General features: G+C 69.2%; 10 protein-coding genes. 1 reads left to right on the top strand and 9 read right to left on the bottom strand.

The window, feature by feature from the left end; all coding sequences use genetic code 11:
* Window positions 1-76: 76 nt before the first annotated feature.
* From rodA to M1E25_RS01370, 9 genes are all read right to left on the bottom strand, one after another.
* Window positions 77-1270, bottom strand: coding sequence for a rod shape-determining protein RodA (gene rodA / locus M1E25_RS01410; protein WP_251408078.1), 1194 nt, complete (start codon window positions 1268-1270; stop codon window positions 77-79).
* On the bottom strand, window positions 1267-3405 hold the full coding sequence (mrdA, locus tag M1E25_RS01405) for a penicillin-binding protein 2 (RefSeq protein ID WP_251408075.1): 2139 nt from the start codon (window positions 3403-3405) through the stop codon (window positions 1267-1269). Before mrdA ends, rodA begins: the two co-directional genes overlap by 4 nt.
* Window positions 3402-4085 (bottom strand): rod shape-determining protein MreD, encoded by a 684-nt coding sequence (gene mreD / locus M1E25_RS01400; RefSeq protein WP_251408072.1) that lies wholly within the window; start codon window positions 4083-4085, stop codon window positions 3402-3404. The genes mrdA and mreD overlap by 4 nt, the downstream gene beginning before the upstream one ends.
* A 2-nt stretch (window positions 4086-4087) precedes the next feature.
* Window positions 4088-5116, bottom strand: coding sequence for a rod shape-determining protein MreC (mreC, locus tag M1E25_RS01395; RefSeq protein ID WP_251408068.1), 1029 nt, complete (start codon window positions 5114-5116; stop codon window positions 4088-4090).
* A 202-nt stretch (window positions 5117-5318) separates the two neighbouring features.
* Window positions 5319-6338 (bottom strand): rod shape-determining protein, encoded by a 1020-nt coding sequence (locus tag M1E25_RS01390; protein ID WP_251408267.1) that lies wholly within the window; start codon window positions 6336-6338, stop codon window positions 5319-5321.
* A gap of 287 nt (window positions 6339-6625) precedes the next feature.
* Window positions 6626-7039, bottom strand: coding sequence for a nucleoside-diphosphate kinase (gene ndk / locus M1E25_RS01385; RefSeq protein WP_251408065.1), 414 nt, complete (start codon window positions 7037-7039; stop codon window positions 6626-6628).
* 105 nt (window positions 7040-7144) lie between these two features.
* Window positions 7145-7495: a DUF4233 domain-containing protein gene (locus M1E25_RS01380; RefSeq protein WP_251408062.1), complete on the bottom strand. Its 351-nt coding sequence runs from the start codon at window positions 7493-7495 to the stop codon at window positions 7145-7147.
* A 1-nt stretch (window position 7496) separates the two neighbouring features.
* On the bottom strand, window positions 7497-9020 hold the full coding sequence (gene folC, locus M1E25_RS01375; protein ID WP_251408059.1) for a bifunctional tetrahydrofolate synthase/dihydrofolate synthase: 1524 nt from the start codon (window positions 9018-9020) through the stop codon (window positions 7497-7499).
* A 132-nt stretch (window positions 9021-9152) separates the two neighbouring features.
* On the bottom strand, window positions 9153-11813 hold the full coding sequence (locus tag M1E25_RS01370) for a valine--tRNA ligase (protein WP_251408056.1): 2661 nt from the start codon (window positions 11811-11813) through the stop codon (window positions 9153-9155).
* A gap of 169 nt (window positions 11814-11982) precedes the next feature.
* Here M1E25_RS01370 and M1E25_RS01365 point away from each other — a divergent pair, with 169 nt between their 5' ends.
* On the top strand, window positions 11983-12873 hold the full coding sequence (locus tag M1E25_RS01365) for a hypothetical protein (protein WP_251408053.1): 891 nt from the start codon (window positions 11983-11985) through the stop codon (window positions 12871-12873).
* Window positions 12874-12883 lie beyond the last annotated feature (10 nt).

Below are 12883 nucleotides of genomic sequence, written 5' to 3'. Positions count from 1 at the left end.
CGCACCGTCCGGACAGGGCGGCGAAACCTGCGCGCACGACACACGGCCGTCCCGGGCCCGGGACGCCGCCGTGACGTCAGGCGGAGACGGGCCGCTGGATGCGGATGGACAGCAGGAGCCCGATCGCGATCCAGACGGCGAACATCGATGTGCCGCCGTAGCTGACGAACGGCAGCGGAAGGCCCGCGACGGGCATGATGCCCAGCGTCATTCCGATGTTCTCGAAGGCCTGGAAGGCGAACCAGGCGGTGATGCCGGCGGCGACGATCGTGCCGTACAGCTCCGTGGTGTCCCGGGCGATCCGGCAGCACCGCCACATGACGATGCCCAGGAGCAGGATGATCAGGCCGGCGCCGAGAAACCCGAGCTCCTCGCCCGCGACGGTGAAGATGAAGTCGGTCTGCTGCTCGGGCACGAACTGGCCGGTGGTCTGGGAGCCGTGGAAGAGGCCCTTGCCGAGCAGTCCGCCGGAACCGATGGCAATGCGTGCCTGGTTGGTGTTGTATCCGACGCCGGCCGGGTCGAGTTCGGGGTTGGCGAAGGCCGCGAACCGGTTGATCTGGTACTCGTCCAGCACGCCCAGCTGCCACACCATGACAGCACCGACGGCGCCGGTGGTGCAGAGCCCGATCACCCAGCGGTTGGACGCCCCGGAGGCCAGCAGCACACCGAGAACGATGACGGCCATCACCATCACCGAGCCGAGGTCCGGCATCAGCATGGTGATCGCCATCGGCAGCACCGCCATGCCCAGGGCCTGCATGACGGTGCGGTGGTCCGGGTGCAGCCGGTCCCCCGCGTCGACACGAGCTGCGAGCAGCATCGCCATGCCCAGGATGATCGTGATCTTGCAGAACTCGGACGGCTGCAGCGAGAGGCCGCCGGCCTTGATCCAGGCGTGGGCGCCGTTGATGGTGGCGCCGAGCGGGGTGAGGACCAGGGTGACGAGCAGCACGGACAGGCCGTACAGGAACGGGACGGCCGTTCGCAGTGTGCGGTGGCCGAGCCAGACCGTACCGACCATCAGGGCCACACCGATGCCGATGTTGATCAGGTGCTTGAGCAGATAGGCGTAGGTGTCACCGGAGTTGAGCTCGGTCCGGTTCCGGGTCGCCGACCAGACCAGCAGCGTGCCGATCACCGACAGCATCAGGCAGGCGCCGAGCAGGATCCAGTCCAGGCGGCGGACCAGGGAGTCACGGGCGGTGAGACGGGCCCAGGCGCCGAGCTCAGGGGTGTAGCGGCGGATGAAGAAGCGCTGGGACGTCACTCGCTCCTCCGTCCGACCTTGACGGGCTTCTTGGGCGGTTCGGGGGATTCGATGGTGCCGTCCTTGCCGATTTTCGGCAGCTCGTCCTGCGGCTTGTACAGGAGGGCCTTCTTCTTGTTGATGCCGCCCTTGCCGCCCACGCCGTACAGCGCGTTGTAGATGTTGCGCACGGCAGGGCCCGAGGCGCCGGATCCCGTACCACCCTGGGAGATCGTCATGACGATCGCGTAGTCCTTGGTGTAGGTCGCGAACCAGGACGTGGTCTGTTTGCCGTAGACCTCTGCGGTACCCGTCTTGGCGTGCATCGCGATCTTGTCCTGGGGCCAGCCGCCGAACCGCCAGGCGGCGGTGCCCCGCGTGGCGACGCCCTCGAGCGCCTTGTCCATCTTGGCGAGGTTGGCCTTGCTGATCGGCAGCTTGGCGTGGGACTTGGGCTCGATCCGCTCGACGCGCTTGCCGTCGGGACTGACGATCGCCTTGCCGACCGTGGGGTTGTAGAGGGTGCCGCCGTTGCTGATGGCGCCGTAGATGGCCGCCATCTGGATGGGGGTGACGAGGGTGTCACCCTGTCCGATCGAGTAGTTGACCGAGTCGAAGGCGTGCAGCTTCATGCCTTCGAGGCAGTTCTCGCGGGAGAGCTGCGTGACGTAGTCCTTCTTCTCCGGCCACTTCTTGGCGATCTTGCACCAGTTGTCCTTGTTGGCCTTCCAGAAGTCCTTCTTCCACTTCCGGTCGGGGACTCGGCCGGTGACCTCGTTGGGGAGGTCGATGCCGGTCTCGGCGCCCAGGCCGAACTGGTGGGCAGTCCGGTAGAACCAGTTCTTGGCGTCCTTGTGGGGAGTGAGTCCGCCGTCCTTGCGCCACTGCTCGTGGCCGAGCGCGTAGAAGACCGTGTCACAGGAGACCTCGAGCGCGCGGCCCAGGGAGATGGGCCCGTGGTTCTGCGACTCGAAGTTCTTGAAGACCTGGTTGCCGATGCTGTACGAACTGCCGCAGTTGTAGCGGCCGTCGAAGTCGTACCCGGCCTGGAGCGCGGCGGCCGTGGAGACGACCTTGAAGATCGAGCCGGGTGCCGCCTGGCCCTGGATCGCCCGGTTCAACAGCGGGTAGTTGGACTTCTTGTCGGTCATCCGGGCGTAGTCCTTGCCCGAGATTCCGCCGACCCACGCGTTGGGGTCGTAATCCGGGTTGGACGCCATCGCGACCACCCGGCCGGTCTTGGCCTCCATGACGACGACGGCGCCCGCATCCGCCTCGTAGAGGCGGTTGGTGTTGCGGTCCATCTGCTTGCGGGCTTCCTTCATCGCCTTCTCCAGCTCCTTCTCCGCGACGGCCTGGACGCGGGAGTCGATGCTGGTGATGACGCTGGAGCCGGCCTCGGACTTGTCGTTGCGCTGCTCGCCCATCACACGGCCGAGCTTGTCGACCTCGTACCGGGTGACGCCGGCCTTGCCGCGGAGCGCGTCGTCGTAGGCGCGTTCCAGACCGGAGCGGCCGATCTGGTCGGAACGCAGCAGCGGTGAGCGGCTGTTCTCGGCCTTCTTGATCTCTTCGTCGGTGACGGGTGAGAGGTATCCGAGGACCTGTGAGGTGCGGGCCTTGTCGGGTGCCGGGTAGCGGCGTACCGCAGTCGGCTCGGCGGTGATGCCGGGGAACTCCTCGGCGCGCTCACGGATCTGGAGGGCCTGCTGGGTGGTGGCCTCGTCGGTGACCGGGATGGGCTGGTAGGGCGAGCCGTTCCAGCAGGGCTGCGGGGTCTTGGAGTCGCAGAGGCGGACCTTCTCCGCCACCTCTTCCGGGGTCATGTCGAGGACCTCGGCGAGACGTGCGAGCACGGCCTCCCCATCGTCCTTCATCTTCATCAGCTCGGTGCGGCTGGCCGAGACGACGAGGCGGGTCTCGTTGTCGGCGAGCGGCACGCCGCGGGCGTCGAGGATGGATCCGCGGACAGCGGGCTGGACGACCTGCTGGACATGGTTTCCGGCGGCTTCGGCGCTGTACTCGTCGCCGTTGCGGATCTGGAGGTACCAGAGCCGGCCGCCGAGAGTGGCCAGCAGGGAGAACACCAGGACCTGGATGGCGACGAGCCGGATGGTGACGCGGGAGCTCCGGCCCGTCTCGGGGATGTTGCTCACAGCCGTTTGACCCCCTTGATGCGCGCCGTGCGGATCCTGGGCTTGGCAGGACGTGTCAGCAGGCCCGTGCGTGCGCTGCCGATCCGGCCCTTCTTGAGGCGCATGCCGCCGCTCGTCATCAGGCTTGCCGTCGGGCGCTCCGTGCCGGTGCCGGTGCCGGAGCTGTCGGCCAGCGGGTCGTTGTCGATGCGCCGGGCCAGGGTCATGATCAGCGGCACGGTGAAGGGCGCGAGGAGCAGGTCGTAGATCAGAGCGGTCAGCACCAGGCTTCCGAGGCCGGTCTGGCCTTCGTGCGTCTCACCGACGAGCGCGGCGACGCCGACCGACAGGAACGTGGATCCGGCGGCAGCGCCGCAGACCACCAGCAACGGGACGGTGGCGGACTGGACCCGCCCCTTGTCGGGCCTGGCGAGGCCGGCGAGGTACCCGATGAAGCACAGGACGAGCGCGTAGCGGCCCATCGCGTGGTCGGCAGGCGGAGCCAGGTCGGTGAGCAGGCCCGCGCAGAACCCGACCAGGGCTCCGGCCACGTGGCCCCAGACGAGAGCGAGCGCGATGATGACGAGCAGCATCAGATCGGGGACCGCGCCGGGCAGGTGGAGCCGCGCGAGGATGCACACCTGCACGACGAGGGCGACGGCCACGAGGGCGGTCGACAGCAGGATCCGGTTGACTCGCATGATCAGCTCCTGCTCGGGCTCGGTGTGGGGGCCGCACCGTCTTCCGCCGCGACGCCGGCGTCGTCCTCGTTCCGGGCGTCCACGCCGCCCTCGGCTCCCTCCGCGGCCTCCTCGTCACCCCGGGCCGACGGGGAGGCCGTGACGGTGACGGTCGGCGTGGGTTTGGCCTTCACCGGGGGCGGCAGCACCATGTCGCGAGGGTTCTTGCGCGGTGGCTGGACGACGACCCCGACGATGTCGAGCTTGCTGAAGCCGACGAAGGGGCGGATGTGCACGGTGCGGGTGAGGTCTCCCGTCGACCGGTCGACGCGGACGATCTCACCGACGGGAACGCCGGGGACGAACGGCTTGTCGGCCCGGGAGCCGAAGGTCACCATCCGGTCGCCCTTCTTCACCCTGGCCTTGCCGTTGAGGAGCTGGACGCGCATCGGGCGGTCGCCCTGTCCGGTGGCGAAGCCCAGTTCCCCGGAGTGCTCCATGCGGGTGCCGACGGTGAAGTCGGGGTCGCTCGCGAGCAGGATCGTCGACGTGGACGGGCCGACGGTGGTGACCCGTCCGACCAGACCGTCGCCGTTGACGACGGTCATGTCGCGGGCGATACCGTCGTTGCTGCCCGCGTCGATGGTGACGGTCCAGGAGAAGCCCTGGGCTGCTCCTATGGCGATGACCTCGGCGCCCTTGATGCCGTACTGACCACGGCCGGCGAGCTTGAGCATCTTGTCGAGCTCGGCCACCCGGCTGCGGTTGCGGGCGTCGCTGCCGAGCCTGGTCTTCAGGGCTGCGTTCTCCTGTTCGAGCCGGCTGACGCGGGTGTGGCGGTCACCGGACTCGCGCACCGCGCTGATGGCGTTGCCCACGGGGCCGACGGCGGTGGCCACGCCGTTCTCGACCGGGCCGAAGACAGAGGCCGCTGCCCGTCTGGCGCCATCGAGGGGTGAATCCTCACCACCGCGAATGTCCACCGTGATCAATGCGAACGCGATGGCGATCAGCAGCACCAGGAGCAGCCGGCTCTCTCGTGTGTCCCTCACGTGCGGCGGCCGTGCCTTCCTCGTCGGGCCGGACGGCCGGGGCCGCACCGGATCATCAGGGTCGCTCTACTCGCGGGCATCGGGGTTCGAACCGACCCCGCACACATGTGTCCACGACGAGCGGACGACCCGCCGCACGGGCGTAGAGCTACCCGTGCAGCAGGGCTCCCCACCGCGGTGCGGGGGGCATTTCACCCGATTGTCATCTGCGGGGCTGGGCGTCCAGCACCTGCTGGAGCGCTTCGAACTCCTCGACGCACTTGCCGGAACCGAGCGCGACGGAGTCGAGCGGGTCCTCGGCGATGTGGATCGGCATACCGGTCTCGCTGCGCAGTCGCTCGTCGAGGCCGCGCAGCAGAGCGCCGCCGCCGGTGAGCACGATGCCCCGGTCCATGACGTCGCCGGAGAGCTCGGGCGGGCACTTGTCGAGGGTGGTCTTGACCGCGTCGATGATCGCGTTCACCGGTTCCTCGATGGCCTTGCGCACCTCGGCGGCGGAGATGACGACGGTCTTCGGCAGCCCGCTGACCAGGTCGCGTCCACGGATCTCGGTGTGCTCCTCCTCGCCGAGATCGAACGCCGAGCCGATGGTCATCTTGATGCTCTCGGCGGTCCGCTCACCGAGGAGGAGGCTGTACTCCTTCTTGATGTGCTGGATGATCGCGTTGTCGAGTTCGTCGCCGGCGACCCGGATCGACTGGGCGGTGACGATGCCGCCGAGCGAGATGACCGCGACCTCGGTGGTACCGCCGCCGATGTCGACCACCATGTTGCCGGTGGCCTCGTGCACGGGAAGGCCGGAGCCGATGGCCGCGGCCATGGGCTCCTCGATGATGTGGACCTGCCGGGCGCCCGCCTGGGTGGACGCCTCGATGACCGCGCGGCGCTCGACTCCCGTGATTCCGGAGGGCACACAGACAACGACCCTGGGGCGGGCCAGGTAGCGGCGCTTGTGGATCTTCAGGATGAAGTAGCGCAGCATCCGCTCGGTGATCTCGAAGTCGGCGATGACGCCGTCCTTCAGCGGGCGGACCGCGACGATGTTGCCAGGGGTGCGGCCGATCATCTTCTTGGCCTCGGCCCCGACCGCGAGGATGCCACCGGTGTTCGTGTTGATGGCGACGACGGACGGCTCGTTGAGGACGATCCCGCGACCCCTGACGTACACCAGCGTGTTGGCGGTGCCGAGGTCGACAGCCATGTCACGGCCGATGAACGACATGTTGTTCCCCATGAGGATACGTCTGGCCTTCCCAGCTGGAGCGGTGATGGCTTTGCTTGAGGTAGGCAGGGTGAGCGCTGTGGGCGTGGAAGCATCATCGTAGACCCGCTCGGAGGCGAGCGCGGCGCGAGGGTTCCTCAGCCATTGTCAGTGGAACACGACCCTGCCTCAGTAATGGTGACGTCGTGTCGGGGGAATACGTTCCCCCATTCGGGCTACATATGCCAGAGGGCGACCGAATTTCTTCGATCACCCCAGGTCATACCGCCCGTTGAGATGACGGGCTGTCAGGCAAAGGCCGGGAAAAAAATCTTCAGCTCTCGCTCCGCGGACTCCTCGGAGTCCGAGGCGTGAATGAGGTTCTCGCGGACAATGGTGCCGAAATCTCCGCGAATACTTCCGGGAGTTGCTGCAATCGGGTCAGTCGGCCCGGCCAGCGTGCGCACACCCTCGATGACGCGCTCACCCTCCACGACCATCGCGACGACCGGGCCGGAGGACATGAACTCGACCAGCGGCTCGTAGAACGGCTTGCCCACGTGTTCGGCATAGTGCTGCTCCAGCACCGCACGGTCCAGCGTCCGCAACTCCAGAGCGGTGATGCGCCAGCCCGCCTTCCTTTCGACACGGCCGACGACCTCACCGATCAGGCCGCGTCGGACGGCATCGGGCTTGAGAAGGACGAGGGTGCGCTGGCTCACTGGGTTGACTCCTTGGAGGTACGGCTCGGGGGCATCCTGATCGCTCCCCGGAGGAATTCGTCCGCGGACGGTGGTCAGAGGCTACAGGGACGACTCCGCCGCTCGTCACGCAGCGTCAGCCTCGGCGGCCTGCTCGGCGAACCGGGCCTTGGCCTCGTCCACCTTGCGGCCGAAGTGGACCGACGCCCACCACAGGGCGCCGAAGCACACGCCGAGGAAGAACATCGTGGGCACGATGAAGCCGCTCGCGACCAGACCCGCCTGGAGCACCCAGCCGATCGTCACCGCGCCCGGCCGGCTCAGCACGCCGCACAGCAGCAGGCACAGCAGCATCACCACGCCGCTCACCGTCCACACGACGCCGGCGGACAGCTCCGACGTCTGCATGGCGACCAGCCCCGCGAACCCGATGACGAAGAACTCACCGATGAGGGTGCTCGCACACAGTGTCCGCATCTCACGACCTCCCGAGCAGCAGCCGGGCCTCGCCGACCGTGATCACCGAACCGGTCACGAGCACGCCCGCGCCGGAGTATTCGTCCTCCTCCTCGGCGAGCGTGATCGCCGCTTCGAGCGCGTCGTCGAGCCGCGGTTCGACCTGCACCCGGTCCTGGCCGAAGACCTCGACGGCGATCGCGGCCAACTCGTCCACGTCCATGCCGCGGTGACTGGAGTTGCGGGTCACCACCAGGTCGGCGAAGACCGGCTCGAACGCCTCGAGGAGACCTCGGACGTCCTTGTCGCCGCTGGTGCCCACCACACCGACCAGCCGGCTGAAGCCGAACGCCTCGGTGACAGCCCCAGCCGCGGCCCGCGCGCCGGCGGGATTGTGGGCGGCGTCCAGGACGACGGTCGGGCTCTTGCGGACGACCTCGAGACGCCCCGGCGACACCACCGAGGCGAAGGCGGCACGCACGGTCTCGGGCTCCAGGGTGCGCGCGTGGTCGGTACCGATACCGAAGAACGCCTCGACGGCCGCCAGCGCCACTGCCGCGTTGTGCGCCATGTGCGCGCCGTGCAGCGGAAGAAAGACGTCCGGGTACTCACCGCCCAGGCCGCGCAATGTCAGCAGCTGGCCGCCGACGGCCGGCTCACGGCTCTGCACACCGAACTCCATGCCCGCACGGGCCACGGTCGCGTCGACTTCGACGGCCCTCTTCAGCAGCACCTGCGCGGCGTCAACCGGCTGCTGGGCCAGCACCACGGTCGCCCCCTGCTTCACGACGCCGGCCTTCTCGGTCGCGATCTCGCGGGGCGTGGAGCCGAGCCGGTCGGCGTGGTCCACGTCGATGGGGGTGATGACGGCCACTTGCCCGTCGATCACGTTGGTGGCGTCCCAGGTGCCGCCCATGCCGACCTCGACGACCGCCACGTCCACCGGGGCGTCCGCGAAGGCCGCGTACGCCATTCCGGTGAGGACCTCGAAGAAGGACAGCCGGTGTTCCTGCGAGGCGTCGACCATGTCGATGTACGGACGGAGGTCCTGATACGTCTCGATGAACCGCTCGGCCGCGACGGGCGTGCCGTCGATGCTGATGCGCTCGGTCACCGACTGGACATGCGGGCTGGTGTACCGCCCGGCCCGCAGCTCGAACGCGGTGAGCAGCGCCTCGATCATGCGCGCGGTGCTGGTCTTGCCGTTGGTGCCGGTGATGTGGATCGACGGGTAGGCGCGCTGCGGATCGCCGAGGACGTCCATCAGCGCCTCGATGCGGACCAGTGACGGGTCGAGCTTGGTCTCCGGCCAGCGCCCCGCCAGCTCCGCCTCGACCTCGCGCAGCGCCCGGTCGGTCTCCGGGTCCTGCGGACGGGCCGGGATCCCGTCGCCCTGCGGCGGGCCGGCCTGGGCGCGCAGCGTCCGGCTGCCCGCCTCGATCACGGCCAGGTCGGGATCGCGCTCGGTCTCGGCCTCGACGATCTCGTCGAAGGGGTCGGTTCCACCGGGATTGTCGGGTTCATCGTGCTGGGGGCGCTCACTCACCCCTTCAGTCTACGGAGCGCGCCGGTCGGGGTCGGCACGGACCGCCCGAGCGCCCCGCGGCCGTCCGCGACGAGGGCCCTGCCGCCCGATGAGACGGACGGCAGGGCCCCGATCACGTCGGTGCGCTGCGGGTCAGCGCTGCGGCAGGGCTGCCAGCTGCGCCGTGATGCGCTCGATGTCGGCCTCGGCGGTGGCCTGCCGGGTGCGGATCTTCTCCTTCACCGGCTCCGGCGCCTTGGCAAGGAACGCCTCGTTGCCGAGCTTCGCAGTGGTCTGGGCCTTCTCCTTCTCGGCCGCGGCGAGGTCCTTGGCGAGCCGTTTGCGCTCGGCCTCGACGTCGATCACGCCCGAGAGGTCGAGGGCGACCGTGGCCCCGGCGATCGGCAGGGTGGCGGTGGCCGCAAAGCGGTCGCCCTCCGGCTGAAGGCGCAGCAGCTGCCGGATGGCGTCCTCGTGCGCGGCGAGCGGGGTGTCGGTCAGGTCGAGCCGGGCCGGGACCTTCTGCCCTGGCTGGAGGCCCTGGTCGGCGCGGAACCGGCGGACCTCGGTGACGACCTGCTGGACGGTCCCGATCTCCTGCTCGGCCGCCCGGTCGCTGAAGCCGTTCGGTGCGTCGGCACCAGGAACCAGCACAGCGGCCGGCCAGTCGGCGATGACGACGGACTCACGGCCGGTGAGCGTGGTCCACAGCGTCTCGGTGACGAACGGGACGACGGGATGCAGCAGGCGCAGCGTGACGTCCAGGACCTCGCCGAGGACCCGGCGCGAGGCGTCGGCCGCGGGCCCGCCCTTGGCGAAGGTGGTCTTGGACAGCTCGACGTACCAGTCGAAGATCTCGTCCCAGGCGAAGTGGAACAGGGTCTCACTGAGCTTCGAGAACTGGTAGTCCTCGTAGTACGCGTCGACCTCGGCGACGACGCTGTTCAGCCGGGACAGGATCCACCGGTCGGCGGCCGACAACTCGGCCGCGGGCGGGAGTTCGCCCTCCACGGTCGCGCCGTTCATCATCGCGAACCGGGTGGCGTTCCAGATCTTGTTGGCGAAGTTGCGGGAGGCCTGGACCCAGTCCTCGCCGATCGGGACGTCGACACCGGGGTTGGCGCCGCGGGTCAGGGTGAACCGGACGGCGTCCGAGCCGTAGGTGTCCATCCAGTCCAGCGGGTTGACCGCGTTGCCGAAGGACTTCGACATCTTCTTGCCGAACTGGTCGCGGACCATGCCGTGCAGCGCGATGGTGCGGAACGGCGGAGTGCCGTCCATCGCGTACAGGCCGAACATCATCATCCGGGCGACCCAGAAGAAGAGGATGTCGTAGCCGGTGACCAGGACGGAGTTCGGATAGAACTTCTCGAGGCTCTCGGTGCGTTCGGGCCAGCCGAGCGTGGAGAAGGGCCACAGGCCCGAGGAGAACCAGGTGTCGAGGACGTCGCCGTCCTGGTGCCAGCCCTCGCCGCTCGGCGGTTCCTCGTCCGGACCGACGCAGACGACCTCGCCGTCCGGGCCGTACCAGATCGGGATGCGGTGGCCCCACCACAGCTGGCGCGAGATGCACCAGTCGTGCATGTTGTCCATCCAGCCGAAGTAGCGGGACTCCATCTCCTTGGGGTGGATGGTGACGCTGCCGTCGCGGACCGCGTCGCCGGCAGCCTTCGCGAGCGGGCCGACCTTGACCCACCACTGCATGGACAGCCGCGGTTCGATGGTGGTCTTGCAGCGCGAACAGTGACCGACGGAGTGGCTGTAGGGGCGCTTCTCCGCCACGATCCGGCCCTCGGCGCGCAGGGCGCCGACGATGGCGCTGCGTGCCTCGAGCCTGTCCAGGCCCTGGAACGGTCCGTGCGCGGTGATGACGGCGTGCTCGTCCATGACCGCGAGGTTCGGCAGGCCGTGCCGGCGGCCGATCTCGAAGTCGTTGGGGTCGTGCGCGGGAGTCACCTTGACGGCGCCGGTGCCGAACTCGGGATCGACGTGCTCGTCCGCGACGACCGGGATCCGGCGACCGGTCAGCGGCAGTTCGATCTCGGTACCGACCAGGTGGCGGTAGCGGTCGTCGTCGGGGTGGACCGCGACGGCTGTGTCACCGAGCATCGTCTCGGCGCGGGTGGTCGCGACGACGATGGAGCTGTCGCCCTCGCCGTAACGGATGGAGACGAGTTCGCCGTCGTCGTCCTGGTACTCCACCTCGATGTCGGAGATGGCGGTCAGGCAGCGCGGGCACCAGTTGATGATGCGCTCGGCGCGGTAGATCAGCTCGTCCTCGTAGAGCTTCTTGAAGATCGTCTGGACGGCCCGGGAGAGTCCCTCGTCCATGGTGAAGCGCTCGCGCGACCAGTCGACACCGTCACCGAGGCGCCGCATCTGGCCGGAGATCTGTCCGCCGGACTCGGCCTTCCACTGCCAGACGCGCTCGGTGAACGCCTCCCGGCCCAGGTCGTGGCGGGACTTGCCCTCCTTGGCGAGCTCGCGCTCGACGACATTCTGGGTGGCGATTCCCGCGTGGTCCATGCCGGGCTGCCACAGCGTCTCGTGACCCTGCATGCGCTTGCGGCGGGTGAGGGCGTCGATCAGCGTGTGCTCGAAGGCGTGGCCGAGGTGGAGCGAGCCGGTGACGTTGGGCGGCGGGATGACGATCGTGTAGGGCTCTTTGTCGCTCTTGGCGTCCGCGGCGAAGTAGCCGCGCTCCACCCAGCGCTCGTACAACTGCCCTTCCACCTCGGCCGGGGCGTACTGGGTCGGCAGATTCTCGGGCGCACTGATGCCCCCGGTGGCGGGGCGCTGGGTGTTGTCGGTCACGACGGTCAGTGTACGGGCGCGGTCGGAGCGGCCACGAACCGGTTTCCCGTGACGGGCGGCGCGGGGCGGGGCGGGCGTAACCGTTTCGAATCTGTTGCCGCCCCACGGCGATGTACAGACATGACGTCCGGGAGGATGTGCCCGACGCAGCGCGTGACGAGGGGACTTCATGAGCCACAACCAGCCGCCGCCACCGCCGGGAGGGGGACAGGGGCCGTACGCCGCCGCCGGCGGGCCGGGGTTCGGGCCGCCGCACCACCCTGCCGGTGGAGCCGCCGGGCCGCCCCGACCGGGCGACGGCCTCCCCCAGCCGAACCCCTACGCGTCACCGGGCGCCTACGCACCGCACGGCCCGTACCCGCCGCAGGGACAACCTGCCGGGCCGCCGTACGGGATGCCGCGGGCGCCTCAGGGCGGTGGCGGGAAGGGCCGGACGATCGGTCTCGCCGTCGGCGCCGCCGTGCTGGTGGCGTCCGTTGTCGGAGGGGTCGTTCTCTTCGGTGGCGCGGGCGACGAGCGGTACGAACTCACGACCCCGGCCCGGGTGGCCGCGGTGTTCGACCGCGAGGGTCCGGGTGAATCAGGCCCTGAGCTGAACGCTGCCGACCGGAAGGCGCTGGAGCAGCTTCCCGGGGTGGCCGATCCCCGGCCCGTGGCGGCGCAGTACCGCGCCCCGGGCGAGCGGAAGCTGATGCTGACCGGTGTCTCGGGGCGGGTCGGGAAGCCGGAACAGGTCGTGGACGCCACCTTCCTGGTGCTGGCCGAGTCGCTCGCCGGTCAGGACACCACCCCGGTGGGAAGCCCCGAGACGCTGACGCCGGAGGGGCTCGATGACGACGCGGTCATGAAGTGCCAGAAGTTCCGGGTCCGGGCTCCTGCGGGCAGCGGCGGCCCCTCGACGGTGGACATGCCCGTGTGCGTCTGGGGTGATGCGAGCACCGTCGGCGCGGTCCTGGTGGTCGACCCGCTCGCGGCCGTGACCGGGAACGTGAAGCTGTCGGATACTGCCGGGACCGCCGCAAAGGTCCGTACCGACGCCCGCGTCGAGATCGAGCAGTAGCCAACCCGAG

It is taken from the genome of Streptomyces meridianus, from assembly GCF_023703325.1.
GTDB classification, from domain to species: domain Bacteria; phylum Actinomycetota; class Actinomycetes; order Streptomycetales; family Streptomycetaceae; genus Streptomyces; species Streptomyces meridianus.
This window is presented reverse-complemented; position numbering and strand designations above follow the sequence as displayed.

Excerpts from the sequence above, each read along its gene's own strand:
- mreD (WP_251408072.1), bottom strand. The coding sequence starts at position 4,085 with ATGCGAGTCAACCGGATCCTGCTGTCGACCGCCCTCGTGGCCGTCGCC.
- M1E25_RS01390 (WP_251408267.1), bottom strand. The coding sequence starts at position 6,338 with ATGTCGTTCATCGGCCGTGACATGGCTGTCGACCTCGGCACCGCCAAC.
- M1E25_RS01380 (WP_251408062.1), bottom strand. The coding sequence starts at position 7,495 with ATGCGGACACTGTGTGCGAGCACCCTCATCGGTGAGTTCTTCGTCATC.
- M1E25_RS01365 (WP_251408053.1), top strand. The coding sequence starts at position 11,983 with ATGAGCCACAACCAGCCGCCGCCACCGCCGGGAGGGGGACAGGGGCCG.